The sequence below is a fragment of the Pseudomonas sp. BNK-30 genome (assembly GCF_047456185.1).
GTDB lineage: Bacteria > Pseudomonadota > Gammaproteobacteria > Pseudomonadales > Pseudomonadaceae > Aquipseudomonas > Aquipseudomonas putida_E.
Window position 1 is genome coordinate 4,919,398 of record NZ_CP179904.1, and the last position, 22,822, is coordinate 4,942,219.

General features: G+C 61.5%; 5 protein-coding genes. All 5 read left to right on the top strand.

Features of this window, described 5'->3' with window-relative positions; all coding sequences use genetic code 11:
* The first annotated feature begins 185 nt into the window (after nucleotides 1–185).
* The 5 genes from ACMGGN_RS22820 to ACMGGN_RS22840 all read left to right on the top strand — a co-directional run bounded on the left by ACMGGN_RS22820 (nucleotide 186) and on the right by ACMGGN_RS22840 (nucleotide 22,808).
* Nucleotides 186–19,286, top strand: a complete 19,101-nt coding sequence (locus tag ACMGGN_RS22820; protein ID WP_414156313.1) for an immunoglobulin-like domain-containing protein — start codon at nucleotides 186–188, stop codon at nucleotides 19,284–19,286.
* A gap of 156 nt (nucleotides 19,287–19,442) precedes the next feature.
* Complete coding sequence (locus tag ACMGGN_RS22825; protein ID WP_039603601.1) at nucleotides 19,443–19,784, top strand: hypothetical protein; 342 nt, start codon at nucleotides 19,443–19,445, stop codon at nucleotides 19,782–19,784.
* A 217-nt stretch (nucleotides 19,785–20,001) separates the two neighbouring features.
* On the top strand, nucleotides 20,002–20,901 hold the full coding sequence (locus tag ACMGGN_RS22830) for a TauD/TfdA dioxygenase family protein (RefSeq protein WP_174141998.1): 900 nt from the start codon (nucleotides 20,002–20,004) through the stop codon (nucleotides 20,899–20,901).
* A 17-nt stretch (nucleotides 20,902–20,918) separates the two neighbouring features.
* Nucleotides 20,919–21,938 carry an ABC transporter substrate-binding protein gene (locus ACMGGN_RS22835; protein ID WP_414156314.1) on the top strand — a complete coding sequence of 340 codons (1,020 nt, stop codon included), beginning with the start codon at nucleotides 20,919–20,921 and terminating at the stop codon, nucleotides 21,936–21,938.
* Between the two features lie 6 nt (nucleotides 21,939–21,944).
* Nucleotides 21,945–22,808, top strand: coding sequence for an ABC transporter ATP-binding protein (locus ACMGGN_RS22840; protein ID WP_115273156.1), 864 nt, complete (start codon nucleotides 21,945–21,947; stop codon nucleotides 22,806–22,808).
* Nucleotides 22,809–22,822 lie beyond the last annotated feature (14 nt).

The following is a 22,822-nucleotide window of genomic DNA, read 5'->3' on the forward strand; positions in this document are numbered from 1 at the left end:
GCCGATTGTTTAGGATGGCGACCATAAGGTCAATAGTTTGGCATAAAGTTAATAGCTGGCAGTTATAGACGATAATTTGACGTCAAGCATGCCGGAAACAGTATCGACACACTTCCGTCTGCAGTGGCTCGTGAACGCTGCTCGGAGCATGGAAGTAGATCACATCGGGTAACCCGGAGAGTCCAATGAGCAGCGTTGTAGCCATCGTCAAAAGTATTGTTGGCCAAGTCATCGCAGTATCCCCAGAAGGCATCCGGCGTGTACTCATTGAAGGTGATCGCCTGTTGGCCGGTGAAGAAGTTCTCACCGGCCCGGGCGGCGCCGTCACCCTCGAACTGGCCGATGGTCGCTTGCTCGATTTGGGGCGTGATACCCAATGGAGCGCTGATGCACCCGACAGCAGTACCGACTTGGGTCAGGCTACCGCGCAGGCCGCGCCGTCGGTGGAAGAGCTGCAGCAAGCGATCGCCGCGGGCGTGGACCCTACCACCGAACTGGAAGCGCCGGCAGCAGGGCCTGCAGCGGCAGGTGGTGGCACGGTTGGCGGTGGCCACAGTTTTGTCCTGTTGGAAGAAACAGCAGGCTCGGTGGACCCGACCATCGGCTTCCCGACTGACCCTCTGAGCTTCGCCGCCGGACTCAATGGCGAGGAGGTCGGCGGGCTTGATACCGATGCCAACAACACTACAGCCGATACTCCGACACCGGTCGCCACCGGGCTGACCCTCAGCGCCACCCCTTCCATCTCCGAAGCGGGTGGCGTTATCGTCTATACCGCGACGGTCGGCCAGGCACCTACGTCCAACCTGACCGTAACACTGTCGAATGGGGCAGTAATCGTCATTCAGGCTGGCCAGACCAGCGGCACCGTCAATGTCACGATTCCGCCTAACGATACCCCATACGTCGATGGCAGCCAGATCTCCACCACCGTGACGGGGGCCAGTGGCGGTACTGGTATCACCGTGGCCTTGCCGCAGACGCCTGCGGTGACTCTGGTTACCGATACAGTAGACAACACCACTGCGACCCTTACCGCTTCGCCAAGCGTGACCGAAGGTGGCGTCATCACTTACACCGTAACCCTGAGCAACCCCGCCCAGAGCCCGGTGACCGTGACACTGTCGAACGGCCAGACTATTACCGTTGGCGCGGGCAATACCACGGGCAGTGTGGCCTTCCAGACGCCGGCCAATGATGTTTACAACAATGGCTCGACAGTCACCGCCACCATCACCGGCGCCACCGGGGGCAATTTTGAGCAGCTGTCGATCAACCCCCAGAGCGCTGTAACTACTATCAGCGACAGCATTGACACGTCGACGGTCACCTTGACTGCCACCCCAAGCGTGGTCGAGGGCGGTACTGTGGTGTACACCGCCTCGGTGTCGGCGCCTGTTACTGGTTCGCCGCTGGTCGTGACCCTGGCCAATGGTCAGAGCATCACCATCGGTGTCGGCGAGTCGTCCGGCTCGGTCAACTTTGTTGCGCCGAACAACGTCTACAACACCAATGCACCGCTGACCAACAGCATTACCAAGGTCGAGGGCGGTAACTACGAACAGCTCGACACCGCCGGCACTCCGACCACCACGGTCACCGACAGTCCCGCTACTCAGGCCACCACCAACCTGGTGCTGAGCGCAACTAGCGATGTGGCTGAAGGCGGTCAGATCGTTTACACCGCAACGCTTAGCAACCCAGCTGGCACGGCGATGACCGTGACCCTGAGCAACGGCGCGACCATCAACATCGCGGCCGGTCAGACCTCCGGCACGGTCTCTGTTGCAGCCCCGGCCGATGACGTCTACAAAGATGCGGGTCAGGTCAAAGCCACCATCACCGGTACCACCGGTGGTGACTTTGAGCAGTTGGCTGTTACTCCGACCGAAGCCGTGACCAACGTCAGCGATACCCTCGATACGTCGACCGTGACCCTGACTGCGAATGCTTCGGTAGTCGAAGGTGGCGTAGTCACCTACACCGCCTCGGTATCGGCCCCAGTCACCGGCAGCCCACTGGTCGTCACCCTGGCCAACGGCCAGAGCATCACCATCGGCGTCGGCGAGTCGTCCGGCTCGGTCGACTTCGTTGCGCCGAACAACGTCTACAACACCAATACCGCACTGACCAACAGCATCACCAAGGTCGACGGCGGCAATTACGAACAGCTCGACACCGCCGGTACTCCGACCACGACTGTCACCGACAGCCCGGCTACTCAAGCGACCACCAACCTGGTGCTGAGCGCGACTGGGGACGTGGCCGAAGGCGGTCAGATCGTTTACACCGCGACCTTGAGCAATCCAGCCGGCACGGCGATGACCGTGACCCTGAGCAATGGCGCGGCCATCAATATCGCAGCAGGTCAGACCTCCGGTACGGTCGCTGTTGCAGCCCCGGCCGATGACGTCTACAAGGACGCTGGCCAGGTCAAAGCCACCATCACCGGCACAACCGGTGGTGATTTCGAGAACCTCGCGGTGAATCCGGCTGAAGCCGTGACCAATGTCAGCGATACCCTCGATACCAGCACGGTGACCCTGACCGCCAATGCTTCAGTAATCGAAGGTGGCGTAGTCACCTACACCGCCTCGGTATCGGCCCCTGTCACCGGCAACCCACTGGTCGTGACCCTGGCCAACGGCCAAAGCATCACCATCGGCGTCGGCGAGTCGTCCGGTTCAGTCGACTTCGTTGCGCCAAACAACGTCTACAACACCAATACCGCGTTGACCAACAGCATCACCAAGGTCGAAGGCGGTAACTACGAACAGCTCGACACCGCCGGCACTCCGACCACCACGGTTACCGACAGCCCGGCTACTCAGGCGACCACCAACCTGGTGCTGAGCGCCACTGGCGATGTGGCTGAAGGCGGTCAGATCGTCTATACCGCCACGCTGAGCAATCCAGCCGGCACGGCGATGACCGTAACCCTGAGCAACGGCGCGACCATCAATATCGCGGCAGGCCAGACCACCGGCACGGTCTCTGTTCCGGCCCCGGCGGATGACGTCTACAAGGATGCCGGTCAGGTCAAAGCCACCATCACCGGCACCACCGGTGGTGACTTCGAACAGCTGGCTGTTAACCCGGCTGAAGCCGTGACCAACGTCAGCGACACCCTCGATACGTCTACCGTGACCCTGACGGCGAATGCTTCAGTGGTTGAAGGTGGCGTGGTCACCTACACGGCGTCGGTTAGCGCTCCGGTCACTGGCAGCCCACTCGTGGTCACCCTGGCCAACGGTCAGAGCATCACAATCGGCGTCGGCGAGTCGTCCGGCTCGGTCAACTTCACCGCACCAAACAACGTCTACAACACCAATACCCCGGTGACCAACAGCATCACCAAGGTCGACGGCGGTAATTACGAGAAGCTGGATACCGCGGGTACTCCAACTACGACGGTTACCGACAGTCCCGCTACCCAGGCGACTACCAACCTGGTGCTGAGCGCCACGGGTGATGTCGCTGAGGGCGGTCAGATTGTCTACACCGCGACCTTGAGCAACCCAGCGGGTACGGCGATGACCGTGACGCTGAGCAATGGCGCGACCATCAATATCGCTGCCGGCCAGACCACTGGCCAAGTGACCGTCGCTGCACCGGCCGATGACGTCTACAAAGACGCCGGTCAGGTCAAAGCCACCATCACTGGTACCACCGGTGGTGACTTCGAAAATCTTGCGGTCAATCCGGCGGAGGCCGTGACTAACGTCAGCGACACGCTCGATACCAGCACGGTGACCCTGACCGCCACACCAAGCGTGGTCGAAGGCGGGGTGGTCACCTACACGGCGTCGGTTAGCGCTCCGGTCACCGGCAGCCCACTGGTGGTCACCCTGGCCAACGGTCAAAGCATCACCATCGGCGTCGGCGAATCGTCCGGCTCGGTCAACTTCACCGCGCCGAACAACGTCTACAGCACCAACGCCGCGCTGACCAACAGCATCACCAAGGTCGACGGCGGCAATTACGAACAGCTCGACACCGCCGGCACTCCGACCACGACTGTCACCGACAGCCCGGCTACCCAGGCGACCACCAACCTGGTGCTGAGCGCGACCGGCGATGTCGCTGAGGGCGGCCAGATCGTTTACACCGCGACGCTGAGCAACCCTGCGGGAACGGCGATGACCGTCACCCTGAGCAACGGCGCGACCATCAACATCGCGGCAGGCCAGACCACCGGCCAAGTGAACGTCGCTGCGCCGGCCGATGACGTCTACAAAGATGCGGGTCAAGTCAAAGCCACCATCACCGGTACCACCGGTGGTGACTTCGAGCAGTTGGCTGTTACTCCGACCGAAGCCGTGACCAACGTCAGCGATACCCTCGATACGTCGACCGTGACCCTGACTGCGAATGCTTCGGTGATCGAAGGTGGCGTGGTTACCTATACCGCCTCGGTCTCGGCTCCTGTTACTGGTTCGCCACTGGTCGTAACCCTGGCCAACGGCCAAAGCATCACCATCGGCGTCGGCGAGTCGTCCGGCTCGGTCGACTTCGTTGCGCCGAACAACGTGTACAACACCAATACCGCACTCACCAACAGCATCACTAAGGTCGAGGGCGGTAATTACGAACAGCTCGACACCGCTGGTACTCCGACCACCACGGTTACCGACAATCCCGCTACCCAGGCCACTACCAACCTGGTGCTGAGCGCAACTGACGATGTGGCTGAAGGCGGTCAGATCGTTTATACCGCGACCCTGAGCAATCCAGCCGGCACGGCGATGACCGTGACCCTGAGCAATGGCGCGGTCATCAATATCGCAGCAGGTCAGACGTCCGGTACGGTCTCTGTTCCAGCTCCGGCTGATGATGTCTACAAAGACGCCGACCAGGTCAAAGCCACTATCACCGGTACCACCGGTGGTGATTTCGAGAACCTCGCGGTGAATCCGGCTGAAGCCGTGACCAATGTCAGCGATACCCTCGATACCAGCACGGTGACCCTGACCGCCAATGCTTCAGTAATCGAAGGTGGCGTAGTCACCTACACCGCCTCGGTATCGGCCCCTGTCACCGGCAACCCACTGGTCGTGACCCTGGCCAACGGCCAAAGCATCACCATCGGCGTCGGCGAGTCGTCCGGTTCAGTCGACTTCGTTGCGCCAAACAACGTCTACAACACCAATACCGCGTTGACCAACAGCATCACCAAGGTCGAAGGCGGTAACTACGAACAGCTCGACACCGCCGGCACTCCGACCACCACGGTTACCGACAGCCCGGCTACTCAGGCGACCACCAACCTGGTGCTGAGCGCCACTGGCGATGTGGCTGAAGGCGGTCAGATCGTCTATACCGCCACGCTGAGCAATCCAGCCGGCACGGCGATGACCGTGACCCTGAGCAATGGCGCGGTCATCAATATCGCAGCAGGTCAGACCTCCGGTACGGTCGCTGTTGCAGCCCCGGCCGATGACGTCTACAAGGACGCTGGCCAGGTCAAAGCCACCATCACCGGCACAACCGGTGGTGACTTCGAGAACCTCGCAGTCAACCCGGCTGAGGCCGTGACCAACGTCAGCGATACCGTCGATATCTCGACTGTCACCCTGACTGCGAATGCTTCGGTAATCGAAGGTGGCGTGGTCACCTACACCGCTTCGCTGTCGGCTCCGGTCACCGGTTCGCCGCTGGTCGTGACCCTGGCCAACGGCCAGAGCATCACCATCGGCGTTGGCGAGTCGTCCGGTTCGGTCAACTTCACCGCGCCGAACAACGTCTACAACACCAATACCGCGCTGACCAACAGCATCACTAAGGTTGAGGGCGGTAACTACGAACAGCTCGATACGGCGGGCACTCCGACTACTACAGTCACCGACAGCCCGGCTACCCAGGCGACCACCAACCTGGCGCTGAGCGCGACTGGCGATGTCGCTGAGGGCGGCCAGATCGTTTACACCGCGACCTTGAGCAACCCCGCCGGTACGGCGATGACCGTCACCCTGAGCAATGGTGCGGTCATCAATATCGCAGCGGGCCAGAGCTCCGGCGCTGTCTCTGTTCCAGCTCCGGCCGATGATGTCTACAAAGACGCCGGCCAGGTCAAAGCCACTATCACCGGTACCACCGGTGGTGATTTCGAGCAGCTCGCGGTTAGTCCGGCTGAAGCCGTGACCAACGTCAGCGATACCCTCGACGCGTCGACCGTGACCCTGACTGCAAATGCCTCAGTCGTGGAGGGCGGTGTGGTCACCTACACTGCTTCCGTTAGCGCCCCTGTCACCGGCAGCCCACTGGTCGTAACCCTGGCCAACGGCCAGAGCATCACCATCGGCGTCGGCGAGTCGTCCGGCTCGGTCGACTTCGTTGCGCCGAACAACGTCTACAACACCAATACCGCACTGACCAACAGCATCACCAAGGTCGACGGCGGCAATTACGAACAGCTCGACACCGCCGGCACTCCGACCACGACTGTCACAGACAGCCCGGCTACCCAGGCGACCACCAACCTGGTGCTGAGCGCGACCGGCGATGTCGCTGAAGGCGGCCAGATCGTTTACACCGCGACCTTGAGCAATCCAGCCGGCACGGCGATGACCGTGACCCTGAGCAATGGCGCGGTCATCAATATCGCAGCAGGTCAGACCTCCGGTACGGTCGCTGTTGCAGCCCCGGCCGATGACGTCTACAAGGACGCTGGCCAGGTCAAAGCCACCATCACCGACACCACCGGTGGTGACTTCGAGAACCTCGCAGTCAACCCGGCTGAAGTCGTGACCAACGTCAGCGACACCCTCGACACGTCGACCGTCACGTTGACCGCCACCCCAAGCGTGGTCGAGGGCGGTACCGTGGTGTACACCGCGTCGGTCAGTGCCCCAGTCACCGGCAGCCCGTTGGTCGTCACCCTGGCCAACGGTCAGAGCATCATCATCGGCGTCGGCGAATCGTCCGGCTCAGTCGACTTCGTTGCGCCGAATAACGTCTACAACACCAATACCGCACTGACCAACAGCATCACCAAGGTCGAAGGCGGTAATTACGAACAGCTCGACACCGCCGGCGCTCCGACCACCACGGTTACCGACAGCCCGGCTACTCAGGCGACCACCAACCTGGTGCTGAGCGCGACTGGCGATGTCGCTGAAGGCGGCCAGATCGTTTACACCGCGACGCTGAGCAACCCAGCGGGGACGGCGATGACCGTCACGCTGAGCAATGGCGCGACCATCAACATCGCGGCAGGCCAGACCACTGGCCAAGTGACCGTCGCTGCGCCGGCCGACGACGTTTACAAGGACGCCGGCCAGGTCAAAGCCACCATCACCGGCACCACCGGTGGCGACTTCGAGCAGTTGGCTGTTAATCCGGCTGAAGCCGTGACCAACGTCAGCGACACCCTCGACACGTCGACCGTCACGTTGACCGCCACACCAAGCGTGGTCGAGGGCGGTACTGTGGTGTACACCGCCTCGGTATCGGCCCCAGTTACCGGCAGCCCACTGGTCGTGACCCTGGCCAACGGTCAGAGCATCACCATCGGCGTCGGTGAGTCGTCCGGCTCGGTCGACTTCGTTGCGCCAAACAACGTCTACAACACCAATACTGCACTGACCAACAGCATCACCAAGGTCGAGGGCGGTAACTACGAACAGCTCGATACTGCCGGCACTCCGGCCACCACGGTCACCGACAGTCCGGCTACCCAGGCGACCACCAACCTGGTGTTGAGCGCGACCGGCGATGTCGCTGAGGGCGGCCAGATCGTTTACACCGCGACGCTGAGCAACCCTGCGGGCACGGCGATGACCGTCACGCTGAGCAATGGCGCGGTCATCAATATCGCAGCAGGCCAAAGCTCCGGCACGGTCTCTGTTCCAGCCCCGGCCGATGACGTCTACAAGGACGCTGGCCAGGTCAAAGCCACCATCACCGGCACCACCGGTGGCGACTTCGAGCAGTTGGCGGTCAATCCGGCTGAAGCCGTGACCAACGTCAGCGATACCCTCGATACGTCGACCGTCACGTTGACCGCCACTCCAGGCGTGGTCGAGGGCGGCATCGTGGTGTACACCGCCTCGGTATCGGCCCCAGTTACCGGCAGCCCACTGGTCGTGACCCTGGCCAACGGCCAGAGCATCACCATCGGCGTCGGTGAGTCGTCCGGCTCGGTCGACTTCGTTGCGCCAAACAACGTCTACAACACCAATACTGCACTGACCAACAGCATCACCAAGGTCGAGGGCGGTAACTACGAACAGCTCGATACTGCCGGCACTCCGGCCACCACGGTCACCGACAGTCCGGCTACCCAGGCGACCACCAACCTGGTGTTGAGCGCGACCGGCGATGTCGCTGAGGGCGGCCAGATCGTTTACACCGCGACGCTGAGCAACCCTGCGGGCACGGCGATGACCGTCACGCTGAGCAATGGCGCGGTCATCAATATCGCAGCAGGCCAAAGCTCCGGCACGGTCTCTGTTCCAGCCCCGGCCGATGACGTCTACAAGGACGCTGGCCAGGTCAAAGCCACCATCACCGGCACCACCGGTGGCGACTTCGAGCAGTTGGCGGTCAATCCGGCTGAAGCCGTGACCAACGTCAGCGATACCCTCGATACGTCGACCGTCACGTTGACCGCCACTCCAGGCGTGGTCGAGGGCGGCACCGTGGTGTACACCGCCTCGGTATCGGCCCCAGTTACCGGCAGCCCACTGGTCGTCACCCTGGCCAACGGCCAGAGCATCACCATCGGCGTTGGCGAGTCGTCCGGTTCGGTCAACTTCAGCGCGCCGAACAACGTCTACAACACCAATGCACCGCTGACCAACAGTATTACCAAGGTCGAAGGCGGTAATTACGAACAGCTCGACACCGCCGGCGCTCCGACCACCACGGTTACCGACAGCCCGGCTACTCAGGCGACCACCAACCTGGTGCTGAGCGCGACTGGCGATGTCGCTGAAGGCGGCCAGATCGTTTACACCGCGACGCTGAGCAACCCAGCGGGGACGGCGATGACCGTCACGCTGAGCAATGGCGCGACCATCAACATCGCGGCAGGCCAGACCACTGGCCAAGTGACCGTCGCTGCGCCGGCCGACGACGTTTACAAGGACGCCGGCCAGGTCAAAGCCACCATCACCGGCACCACCGGTGGCGACTTCGAGCAGTTGGCGGTCAATCCGGCTGAAGCCGTGACCAACGTCAGCGATACCCTCGATACGTCGACCGTCACGTTGACCGCCACTCCAGGCGTGGTCGAGGGCGGCACCGTGGTGTACACCGCCTCGGTATCGGCCCCAGTTACCGGCAGCCCACTGGTCGTGACCCTGGCCAACGGTCAGAGCATCACCATCGGCGTCGGTGAGTCGTCCGGCTCGGTCGACTTCGTTGCGCCAAACAACGTCTACAACACCAATACTGCACTGACCAACAGCATCACCAAGGTCGAAGGCGGTAATTACGAACAGCTCGACACTGCCGGCACTCCGACCACCACGGTTACCGACAGCCCGGCTACTCAGGCCACTACCAACCTGGTGCTGAGCGCAACTGGCGATGTCGCTGAAGGCGGTCAGATCGTTTACACCGCGACCTTGAGCAATCCAGCCGGCACGGCGATGACCGTGGCCTTGAGCAACGGCGCGACCATCAACATCGCGGCAGGCCAGACCACTGGCCAAGTGACCGTTGCTGCCCCGGCTGATGACGTCTACAAGGACGCTGGTCAGGTCAAAGCCACCATCACTGGCACAACCGGTGGTGATTTCGAGAACCTCGCGGTGAATCCGGCTGAAGCCGTGACCAATGTCAGCGATACCCTCGATACCAGCACGGTGACCCTGACCGCCAATGCTTCGGTAGTCGAAGGTGGCGTGGTTACGTACACCGCCTCCGTGTCGGCTCCTGTTACTGGTTCGCCGCTGGTCGTCACCCTGGCCAACGGCCAAAGCATCACCATCGGCGTCGGCGAGTCGTCCGGTTCAGTCGACTTCGTTGCGCCAAACAACGTCTACAACACCAATACTGCACTGACCAACAGTATTACCAAGGTCGAGGGCGGTAACTACGAACAACTCGATACCGCCGGCACTCCGACCACGACGGTCACCGATAGTCCTGCTACTCAGGCCACTACCAACCTGGTGCTGAGCGCAACTGGCGATGTCGCTGAAGGCGGTCAGATCGTTTATACCGCGACCCTGAGCAATCCAGCCGGCACGGCGATGACCGTGACCTTGAGCAACGGCGCGACCATCAACATCGCGGCAGGCCAGACCACTGGCCAAGTGACCGTTGCTGCCCCGGCTGATGACGTCTACAAAGACGCCGGCCAGGTCAAAGCCACCATCACCGGCACAACCGGTGGTGACTTCGAGAACCTCGCAGTCAACCCGGCTGAGGCCGTGACTAACGTCAGCGACACCCTCGACACGTCGACCGTGACACTGACTGCAAATGCCTCGGTGATCGAAGGTGGCGTGGTTACCTATACCGCCTCGGTCTCGGCTCCTGTTACTGGTTCGCCACTGGTCGTCACCCTGGCCAACGGCCAGAGCATCACCATCGGAGTGGGCGAATCGTCCGGCTCGGTTGACTTCGTTGCGCCGAACAACGTCTACAACACCAATACTGCACTGACCAACAGCATCACCAAGGTCGAAGGCGGTAATTACGAACAGCTCGACACTGCCGGCACTCCTACCACCACGGTTACCGACAGTCCCGCTACTCAGGCGACCACCAACCTGGTGCTGAGCGCGACTGGGGACGTGGCCGAAGGCGGTCAGATCGTTTACACCGCGACCTTGAGCAATCCAGCCGGCACGGCGATGACCGTGACCCTGAGCAATGGCGCGGCCATCAATATCGCAGCAGGTCAGACCTCCGGTACGGTCGCTGTTGCAGCCCCGGCCGATGACGTCTACAAGGACGCTGGCCAGGTCAAAGCCACCATCACCGGCACAACCGGTGGTGATTTCGAGAACCTCGCGGTGAATCCGGCTGAAGCCGTGACCAATGTCAGCGATACCCTCGATACCAGCACGGTGACCCTGACCGCCAATGCTTCAGTAATCGAAGGTGGCGTAGTCACCTACACCGCCTCGGTATCGGCCCCTGTCACCGGCAGCCCACTGGTCGTAACCCTGGCCAACGGCCAGAGCATCACCATCGGAGTGGGCGAGTCGTCCGGTTCGGTCGACTTCGTTGCGCCGAATAACGTCTACAACACCAATACCGCACTGACCAACAGCATCACCAAGGTCGAAGGCGGTAATTACGAACAGCTCGACACCGCCGGCACTCCGACCACCACGGTTACCGACAGCCCGTCTACCCAGGCCACTACCAGCCTGGTGCTGAGCGCGACCGGCGATGTGGCGGAAGGTGGCCAGATCGTTTACACCGCGACCTTGAGCAACCCCGCCGGCACGGCGATGACCGTGACCTTGAGCAATGGCGCGGTCATCAACATTGCGGCCGGTCAGACGTCCGGTACGGTCTCTGTTCCAGCCTCGGCTGATGATGTCTACAAAGATGCCGGCCAGGTCAAAGCCACCATCACTGGTACCACCGGTGGTGACTTCGAGCAGCTGGCGGTCAGCCCGACCGAAGCAGTGACTAACGTTAGCGACACGATCGACGCTAGCACGGTGACCCTGACCGCAAATGCTTCGGTAGTCGAAGGTGGCGTAGTCACCTACACCGCCTCGGTATCGGCCCCAGTCACCGGCAGCCCACTGGTCGTCACCCTGGCCAACGGCCAAAGCATCACCATCGGTGTAGGCGAGTCGTCCGGCTCGGTCGACTTCGTTGCGCCAAACAACGTCTACAACACCAATACCGCACTGACCAACAGCATCACCAAGGTCGACGGCGGTAATTACGAACAGCTCGACACCGCCGGCACTCCGACCACCACGGTTACCGACAGCCCGTCTACCCAGGCCACTACCAGCCTGGTGCTGAGCGCGACCGGCGATGTGGCGGAAGGTGGCCAGATCGTTTACACCGCGACTTTGAGCAACCCAGCTGGCACGGCGATGACCGTGACCCTGAGCAACGGCGCGACCATCAACATCGCGGCCGGTCAGACGTCCGGTACGGTCTCTGTTGCAGCCCCGGCTGATGATGTCTACAAAGACGCCGGCCAGGTCAAAGCCACCATCACTGGTACCACCGGTGGTGACTTCGAGCAGCTGGCGGTCAGCCCGACCGAAGCAGTGACTAACGTTAGCGACACGATCGACGCTAGCACGGTGACCCTGACCGCAAATGCTTCGGTAGTCGAAGGTGGCGTAGTCACCTACACCGCCTCGGTATCGGCCCCAGTCACCGGCAGCCCACTGGTCGTCACCCTGGCCAACGGCCAAAGCATCACCATCGGTGTAGGCGAGTCGTCCGGCTCGGTCGACTTCGTTGCGCCAAACAACGTCTACAACACCAATACCGCACTGACCAACAGCATCACCAAGGTCGACGGCGGTAATTACGAACAGCTCGACACCGCCGGCACTCCGACCACCACGGTTACCGACAGCCCGTCTACCCAGGCCACTACCAGCCTGGTGCTGAGCGCGACCGGCGATGTGGCGGAAGGTGGCCAGATCGTTTACACCGCGACTTTGAGCAACCCAGCTGGCACGGCGATGACCGTGACCCTGAGCAACGGCGCGACCATCAACATCGCGGCCGGTCAGACCTCCGGCACGGTCTCTGTTGCAGCCCCGGCCGATGACGTCTACAAAGATGCGGGTCAGGTCAAAGCCACCATCACCGGTACCACCGGTGGTGACTTTGAGCAGTTGGCTGTTACTCCGACCGAAGCCGTGACCAACGTCAGCGATACCCTCGATACGTCGACCGTGACCCTGACTGCGAATGCTTCGGTAGTCGAAGGTGGCGTAGTCACCTACACCGCCTCGGTATCGGCCCCAGTCACCGGCAGCCCACTGGTCGTCACCCTGGCCAACGGCCAGAGCATCACCATCGGCGTCGGCGAGTCGTCCGGCTCGGTCGACTTCGTTGCGCCGAACAACGTCTACAACACCAATACCGCACTGACCAACAGCATCACCAAGGTCGACGGCGGCAATTACGAACAGCTCGACACCGCCGGTACTCCGACCACGACTGTCACCGACAGCCCGGCTACTCAAGCGACCACCAACCTGGTGCTGAGCGCGACTGGGGACGTGGCCGAAGGCGGTCAGATCGTTTACACCGCGACCTTGAGCAATCCAGCCGGCACGGCGATGACCGTGACCCTGAGCAATGGCGCGGCCATCAATATCGCAGCAGGTCAGACCTCCGGTACGGTCGCTGTTGCAGCCCCGGCCGATGACGTCTACAAGGACGCTGGCCAGGTCAAAGCCACCATCACCGGCACAACCGGTGGTGATTTCGAGAACCTCGCGGTGAATCCGGCTGAAGCCGTGACCAATGTCAGCGATACCCTCGATACCAGCACGGTGACCCTGACCGCCAATGCTTCAGTAATCGAAGGTGGCGTAGTCACCTACACCGCCTCGGTATCGGCCCCTGTCACCGGCAACCCACTGGTCGTGACCCTGGCCAACGGCCAAAGCATCACCATCGGCGTCGGCGAGTCGTCCGGTTCAGTCGACTTCGTTGCGCCAAACAACGTCTACAACACCAATACCGCGTTGACCAACAGCATCACCAAGGTCGAAGGCGGTAACTACGAACAGCTCGACACCGCCGGCACTCCGACCACCACGGTTACCGACAGCCCGGCTACTCAGGCGACCACCAACCTGGTGCTGAGCGCCACTGGCGATGTGGCTGAAGGCGGTCAGATCGTCTATACCGCCACGCTGAGCAATCCAGCCGGCACGGCGATGACCGTAACCCTGAGCAACGGCGCGACCATCAATATCGCGGCAGGCCAGACCACCGGCACGGTCTCTGTTCCGGCCCCGGCGGATGACGTCTACAAGGATGCCGGTCAGGTCAAAGCCACCATCACCGGCACCACCGGTGGTGACTTCGAACAGCTGGCTGTTAACCCGGCTGAAGCCGTGACCAACGTCAGCGACACCCTCGACACGTCGACCGTGACCCTGACTGCGAATGCTTCAGTAGTCGAAGGTGGCGTGGTGACCTACACCGCCTCGGTTAGCGCCCCGGTCACGGGTTCGCCGCTGGTCGTCACCTTGGCCAACGGTCAAAGCATCACCATCGGTGTTGGCGAATCGTCCGGCTCGGTCGACTTCACCGCGCCGAACAACGTCTACAACACCAATACCCCGGTGACCAACAGCATCACTAAGGTCGACGGCGGTAACTACGAGAAGCTGGATACCGCCGGCACTCCAACCACCACGGTCACCGATAGCCCAGCTACCCAGGCGACCACCAACCTGGTGCTGAGCGCGACTGGCGACGTCGCTGAGGGCGGCCAGATCGTCTACACCGCGACCTTGAGCAATCCCGCCGGCACGGCGATGACCGTGACCCTGAGCAACGGCGCAACTATCAATATCGCGGCAGGCCAGACCTCCGGCACGGTCTCTGTTCCGGCCCCGGCGGATGACGTCTACAAAGACGCCGGCCAGGTCAAAGCGACCGTCACTGGTACCACCGGTGGTGACTTCGAGAACCTCGCAGTCAACCCGGCTGAGGCCGTGACCAACGTCAGCGACACCCTCGACACGTCGACCGTGACCCTGACTGCGAATGCCTCGGTAGTTGAAGGTGGGGTGGTCACTTACACCGCCTCCGTTAGCGCTCCAGTCACCGGTTCGCCACTGGTCGTCACCCTGGCCAACGGCCAGAGCATCACCATCGGCGTCGGCGAGTCGTCCGGCTCGGTCAACTTCACCGCGCCGAACAACGTGTACAACACCAACACCGCGCTGACCAACACCATCACCAAGGTCGACGGCGGCAATTACGAGAAGTTGGTCACCGCTGGTACCCCGTCAACGACGGTAACGGATGTGGCGGGTACCAAGGACACGACGAGCCTTGTCCTGAGCGCGACGCCAACGGTCGCCGAAGGCGGCAAGATCACCTATACCGCAACCTTGTCCAACAAGGCCGGTTCTGACATGACCATCAAATTGAGCAATGGCGAGACCATCTCCATTGCCAAAGGTCAGACCGAAGGCAGCATCACCCTCAACGCGCCCGGCGATGATCCCTACATCGATGCCGGCTCGGTACAGGTCAAGATCGACGGAAGCACCGGCGGCGACTTCGAATTGCTGGCAGTCGACGGCGCTTTCGCGGTGACCAAGGTCACCGACACCATCGACAATACCAGCCTGACCCTCAGCGCCACGCCGACGGTCGCCGAAGGTGGCCAGATCACATACACCGCCACGTTGAGCACCCCGGCAGGCACCGCGATGACGGTCACCCTGAGCAATGGCCAGACCATCAACATTGCAGCAGGCAAAACGTCAGGTTCGGTAATTGTCGCTGCGCCCGGTGAGGATGTGTACATCGATGCAGGTGACGTGTCGGCGAACATTACCGGCACTTCCGGTGGCAACTTCGAGAACCTCGTCGTCAGTAACACGGCAGCGGTAACGGCCGTGACCGACACCCTCCAGACCACCACCCTGAGCATCAGTGGTACAACCGCTGTTGCCGAAGGCGGCAACGCAACTTACACGCTGAACCTCAGCAACAATGCGCAAACCGATGTGACGGTGAAGCTTTCGTATACCGGCCCTGCCGCCGATGGTACCGACTACACCGGTGTGGCCATCGTAACGATCAAAGCCGGTAGCAACTCAGCCACCTTCACCATCCCGACAATCAAGGACAACGTCACCGAAGGTACCGAGCAGTTCACCGTCAAGATCGACTCGGCCACCGGCGGCAACTTCGAAAACCTGGCGGTCAGCGGTAGCGCTGGTAGCGTCACCACCCAGATCTTCGAGCCGGCGCCTGCTCTGGACCTAGACGCCAACGATTCGAGCGGCAAGACCGGCGCCGACTACCAGACCACGTTCACCGAGAACCAGCCAGGCAGCGGTGTTTCGATCGGCGATATCGACGTGTCGATCACCGACTTCGACAGCTCGATGCTGACTGGCGCGACGGTGACCCTGACCAATCGCCAGCCAGGCGATGCCCTGAACCTGGGCAACAGCGTCAATGGCATCTCGATCAATGCCAACAGCACCGACGGCAAGGTGGTCCTGACCCTGAGCGGAACCGCTTCGCTGGCTGACTACATCCAGGCGATCAAGAACATCACCTTCATCAACACCGGTGAAGACCCGAGCACCGCCCCTCGGATCATCACTGTCACGGTGACCGACGGTGTGAACACCTCGAACACGGCGACCACCACGGTCAATGTCGTGGCGGTCAACGACGTGCCCACCACCACTGGCGGAGCGGTCACCGGAACCGAGGACACCGACCTGGTGCTGGGTTGGAGCGACTTCAACATCAGCGATGTCGATTCCTCACTCGCCAGCCTGGGGGTGACCATCACCCAGCTGCCAGGGGCCGGTACCTTGAAGCTGTACAACGGCACCAGCTGGGTCGATGTGAAGGCAGGCCAGACCATCAGCCAGGCCGACATCGCCGCCGGCAAGCTCAAGTTCGTTCCTGTGGCTAACCAGTCGGGTGTCGACGGCTACGGTGGTACTGGTGTGGGCAACAAGCAGGTGGACTACGCGCAGATCAAGTACGCGCCTACCGATGGCAAGGGCACGGGCAGCGAAGCCACGCTGAAGGTCGATATCACACCGATGGCCGACAAGCCGGACCTGAGCATTGGCAACAACAACGTCAACTCGCTGGGCCTGACCAAGGAAACCTGGACCAGCCTCACTGGCCTGGGCACCAACGGCAATGGCATCACGGGCGACGCGCTGAAGAACGTCTTCGCCAACTCCGGCAACGCCGGCAAGAGCGAGCAGGTGACCACTGTCGACACCACGGCCACCGTCACCCCGGGGTCGGGCTCGAAGACCTCAGGCCTGATCTATCTGGAGGCCGGCAAGACCTACACCTTCAGCGGCACCGCCGACGACAGCCTGCAGATCGTCATCGGCGGCAAGAACGTCGCCGGTGGTACCTGGGGCTCGGCCAGCGGCAGCATTTCCGGCAGCTACACCCCAACCACCAGCGGCTATTACACCCTGGAGGTCTACAACGCCAACCAGGCTGGGCCAGGTAGCCTCGACGTCAACATCAAGGTGGGCAACGGTGCGGTCACTGACCTTAGCAGCGCCAACATCCCGATGTACCCCAACCTCGCCGCGCTGGCCAACGCCGGGGTTACGGTATCCGACCTGCATGGCAGTAACGGCGTGGGTTACTACGACGGCTACAAGCTCAACGAAGGCGGCGAGAACGGCGCGCCGGTCAAGCTGGTAAGCATCAGTACCGCCCTGACGGACACAGACGGCTCCGAGAGCCTGAGCGTCAAGCTCAGCGGCATCCCGGCAGGCTCGGTGGTTGCCGACAATGCCGGCCATACGTTCACCGTTGGCACCAATGCGGTTGATGTCACGGGTTGGAATCTGGGCACTTTGACCATCAAGCCACCGGCCTACTACTCCGGCCAATTCGACGTGAAAGTCACCTCGACGTCCACCGAGAGCGTTGGCGGCAGCACCGCGACCAGCGAAGGCAGCATCAAGGTCACGGTCTACCCGCAGTCGTACACCACCAGCAACCTGTCATCCGATAGCGATAACGTCGCCAGCACCGATGGCAATGACATCGTGGTCGCGGATGTCAGCGGCCTGCACGTGGTACCGGGCCAGGACTACAACATCGCCTTCATCGTCGACACCTCGGGCAGCATGGGCTCTTCGGGCGTCGATGCTGCGAAGAAATCGTTGGAGTCGGTATTCAAGACCTTGGCTGCAAGCGTCAAGGGCTCACAGTCCGGGACGGTGAACATTCTGTTGGTCGACTTTGCAAGCCAGGTCAAGAGCAGCGTATCGGTGACCCTCAACGATGCGGGCCTCAAGACCCTGCTGAGTGCGCTGGGTACGTTGAACTCCAATGGCGGCACCAACTATGAGGATGCCTTCAAAACAACCGCCAACTGGTTTGCGAACCTCAAGGCTGCAGGTAGCACCGGTAGTAACCAGACATTCTTCATCACTGACGGTGAGCCGACCTATTACCAGACGAGTGAACAGACCAACCCGAACCTGGGCAACACCAACGTCAAGCTCGACACGTTCCTGTCGTCGATCAACTACAAGATGGGCGATACCGTTACCAACTATCAGTTGGATACCAGCAATCGTCTCTCGATCGACAGCAGCGGCAAGTTGACCATGCAGGTTCGCGAGTTGGACTGGAGTTGGAACACGGGCTACTACTACAAATGGTCCACGCAGAGCACAGCCACTATCCATGCCGAGGGTAACGGTGGATACGAGCTGTCGACCCGAGACGGCACGGGCAACTCGACAGACCGGGCAACCACCAACAACTCGACTGACAGCTTCAAGATCCTTTCTGGCTTGTCCGATGTGGAGGCAATAGGCCTGAACAGTGGCGTGAACAAGGACGACCTGAAGCCCTATGACTCCGATGGCAAGCCACAGGCCAACATCGACCCAAGCAAACTGGCAGACGCCATCCTCGGCCACACCGAAGTTACCCAGCCGGGCAACGACACGGTCAACGGTGGTGACGGCAACGACATTATCTTTGGCGACTTGCTGACCTTCTCTACGGTCGCCGGCACTGGTGTAGAGGCAGTCCAGGGTTATGTGGCCAACAAACTCGGTGTCGATGCGGGTGATGTCGATGCGCGGGCAATGCACAAGTACATCAACGAGCATTACACCGAGTTCGATGTTGCGGGCAGCAATGATGGCGCCGACACCCTGATGGGGGGCGCAGGCAATGACATCCTCTTCGGCCAAGGGGGTAATGACACCCTCGATGGCGGCAAAGGTAATGACATGCTGCTGGGCGGCACTGGCAACGACACCCTGATCGGCGGCCAAGGCAACGACATGCTGATCGGTGGCAGCGGTGCCGACACCTTCGTGTGGAAGTCCGGTGACATTGGCAGTGACGTGATCAAGGACTTCAAAGTCAGCGAGGGTGACCGTCTCGATCTGCGCGACCTGCTGCAGGGTGAGAAGGCCAGCACTATCGACAACTTCCTGAAGATCACCACCGTCGATGGTTCCTCGACCTTGCAGGTCAGCACCGAAGGCAAGCTCAACGCAGCGGGTGGCCTGGCCAATGCCGATGTGTCTATCAAACTGGAAGGGGTCAACTGGTCCAATACCACGGTCAACTCGTTGATCAGCGGTGCAGACCCCACCATCAAGATCGATAACTCCTGATCCCGTCTGCGCGGTGGCCACCCGGGCCACCGCGCAGAGCGGTCTTTTCTGGCATCTTCGTGCAGCGCATACTTCTGCGCCGGGCTGTCATGCCCGATGAACTTTGCCTATGCTGCTGACTACCAACAAGGAACCATCGTGACGAGGGACGACGCCATGTTCTACGTGCAACGCGACGCCGAGGGCCAGTTGCTGCGGGTAGAAGCTGCACCCTATGCCGAACATACGGAGATCCTCCCGGCAGATCATGCCGAGATACAGGAGTGGTTTGCTGACGATGTCGTCGAAAACAGCCTGAAGCAGCTGAAGCAGAGCGACTTGGACATGATCCGGGTGCTTGAAGACTTGATCGAGGTGCTGACTGCCAAAGGCGTGTTCAGCATCACCGACCTGCCGCCTGGCGCCCAGGCCAAGCTGCTCAGTCGCTCGACTGCGCGCAAGGCGCTCGGCAGCTTGAACAATCTGATCGAGGACGAGGAGGAGGGCGGGTTGATTTAATCCGCTGTACTTGCCTGCTTACCCGGCAGACAGCTGCCACCCTCATATCGTTATTCATTAACGGTATTTAAAATATTTTGCTTATTACCTTATAGTCACTCCACTGCGTACCCGTCGACCAATCGATGCGCCGCACGACTTGAACCCACACGGCTAAACCCCGTGCGTTTCTGATCGTTGCGCGTCATCGAAGTCGCGCACTGCGTGGGAGTGAAAAATGTCCGCCGCCTCGAACGCCTTGTCGTCCAACCACAGCGCTCAGCCGCAAACCTTTGAAATCCGCCCGTTCGCGGGTGCCGTTGGCGCCGAGATCATCGGCCTGGACCTGGCAAAACCGGTCAACGCCGAGGACTTCAGCCTTATTCATCGCGCCCACCTCGAGCACCATGTACTGGTGCTGCGCGACCAGCGCATCAGCCCTGAACAGCAGATCGCCTTCAGCCGCCGCTTCGGCCAACTGCAAATCCATGTGCTAAAGCAGTTTCTGCTCACAGGCCACCCCGAGATCCTGATCGTCTCCAACATCATCGAGAACGGCCACAACATCGGCCTGGGCGATGCCGGCAAGTTCTGGCATTCGGACCTGTCATACAAGGAACTCCCAAGCCTGGGTTCCATGCTGCACGCCCAGGAGTTGCCCAGTGAAGGTGGCGACACCCTGTTCGCCGACATGCACAAGGCCTGGGACGCGGTACCCCAAGCGCTGCGCAAGCAGGTCGAGGGCCGCAGTGCCGCGCACTCCTACACCGCCCGTTACGCCGAGACCAAGTTCGAAGGCAACTGGCGCCCGACCCTCAGCGCCGAGCAGCTTGCACAGGTGCAGGAAGTGATCCATCCGGTGGTACGAACCCACCCGGAAAACGGCCGCAAGGCACTGTTCGTCAGCGAAGGGTTCACTACCCGCATCGTCGGCCTGCCGGATGATGAAAGCCGCGACGTGCTGCAGCAGCTTTATGCCCTGAGCGTGCTCGAACAGAACATCTACCGCCACCAATGGCAGGCACACGATCTGGTGTTCTGGGACAACCGCTCGCTGACCCACCTCGCCACAGGCTGCCCGGCGCACCTGCGACGCAAACTTTTCCGCACCACCATCCAGGGCGATGCCCCGTTCTGACGACTGAGGAAACCATCATGCGCAAATCCATCAGCCGCCTGGCGGCAAGTATCAGCCTGGGCGCAAGCCTGGTCGTGGGCAGCCTTGCGGCCCCCACGGTGGCCCATGCCGAAGGCAAGATCCGCATTGCCGAGCAGTTCGGCATTGTCTATCTGCTGCTCAATGTGGTGCGTGATCAGCAACTGATTGAAAAGCACGGCAAGGAGCAGGGGATCGACATCGCCGTCGACTGGGCCCAGCTATCCGGGGGTGCTGCGATCAACGACGCGCTGTTGTCCGGCGCGGTGGACATCGCCGGTGCCGGCGTTGGGCCGTTGCTGACTGTGTGGGACCGCACCAAAGGCCGGCAGAACGTCAAGGCGGTGGCCTCGCTGGGCAACTTTCCGTACTACCTGGTCAGCAGCAACCCGAACGTGAAGACCATCGCCGACATTTCCGGCAAGGACCGCATTGCCCTGCCGGCCGTGGGCGTCTCGGTGCAATCGCGCTTCCTGCAGTACGCCGCTGCCCAGCAGTGGGGCGAGAAGGAATACAACCGCCTCGACAAGTACACCCTTGCCGTACCGCACCCAGATGCCACCGCTGCGTTGCTGGCTGGCGGCACCGAGCTCAACGGGCACTTCTCCAACCCGCCGTTCCAGGACCAGGCACTGGCCAACAAAGACGTGCACGTGGTGCTCAACAGCTATGACCTGCTCGGCCCCAACTCGCCGACCGTGCTGTTTGCCACCGAGAAATTCCGCAACGACAACCCCAAGACCTACAAGGCGTTCGTCGATGCCCTGGCCGAGGCTGCGGACTTTGCCCAGAAGGACAAGGCGGCGGCTGCCGATACCTATATCCGCGTCACCAAGGCCAAGATTGACCGCGATGTGCTGATCAAGCTGATCGACAACCCCCAGTACGAGTTCACCGTAACGCCGAAGAACACCTACAAGCTGGCCGAATTCCTCTACCGGGTAGGCGCCATCAAGCACAAGCCTGAGTCGTGGAAGGATTACTTCTTCCAGGATGAACGCCCACTGCAGGGGAGCTGACCGACCATGACCGCCCCATTGCCAGGCCACACGGCCAGCAACCTTAGCCGTGTGGCTACACCGCCGTTGCTCAAGGTGGATAACCTGAGCCTCGAATACCGTACCGCGCAGCGCGTGGTGCGGGCCACCCATCAGGTCAGCTTCGAAGTCGACCGTGCCGACCGTTTTGTCTTGCTGGGCCCCTCGGGGTGTGGCAAGTCCACGCTGCTCAAGGCCGTAGCCGGGTTCATCAGCCCACAGCAAGGGCAGATCCTGCTGCAGGGCCAGCCGGTCACCGGCCCTGGCCCCGATCGCATCGTGGTGTTCCAGGAGTTCGACCAGCTGCCGCCGTGGAAGACGGTGAAGCAGAACGTCATGTTCCCGCTGCTCGTTTCTGGCCAGCTCAAGCGCGCCGAGGCCGAAGACCGAGCGTTGCATTACCTGGACAAGGTTGGCCTGGCGGCTTTTGCCGACGCTTATCCGCATACCCTGTCGGGCGGCATGAAAGCGCGCGTGGCAATTGCTCGTGCACTGGCCACGCAACCGAAGATCCTGTTGATGGATGAGCCGTTCGCCGCACTCGATGCGCTTACCCGGCGCAAGATGCAGGAAGAGTTGCTGTTGCTGTGGGAGGAGGTGCGCTTCACCTTGTTGTTCGTCACCCATTCCATCGAGGAGGCGCTGGTGGTGGGTAACCGCATCCTGTTGCTGTCACCCCATCCGGGGCGGGTACGGGCCGAGGTGCACAGCCATCAGTACGACCTTGGCAGCCTCGGCGCCAGTGACTTCCAGGCCAGCGCCCGGCGCATCCATCGGCTGTTGTTCGACGAGGCCGATGCCCCTGAGCAGGCCGAATACCTGGGCTTCAACGACATCCGCATTGCCTACTGACAGGAGCTTGAGCC

Coding starts and splice junctions, on each gene's coding strand:
- ACMGGN_RS22820 (WP_414156313.1), top strand. CDS start 186: ATGAGCAGCGTTGTAGCCATCGTCAAAAGTATTGTTGGCCAAGTCATC.
- ACMGGN_RS22825 (WP_039603601.1), top strand. CDS start 19,443: ATGTTCTACGTGCAACGCGACGCCGAGGGCCAGTTGCTGCGGGTAGAA.
- ACMGGN_RS22830 (WP_174141998.1), top strand. CDS start 20,002: ATGTCCGCCGCCTCGAACGCCTTGTCGTCCAACCACAGCGCTCAGCCG.
- ACMGGN_RS22835 (WP_414156314.1), top strand. CDS start 20,919: ATGCGCAAATCCATCAGCCGCCTGGCGGCAAGTATCAGCCTGGGCGCA.
- ACMGGN_RS22840 (WP_115273156.1), top strand. CDS start 21,945: ATGACCGCCCCATTGCCAGGCCACACGGCCAGCAACCTTAGCCGTGTG.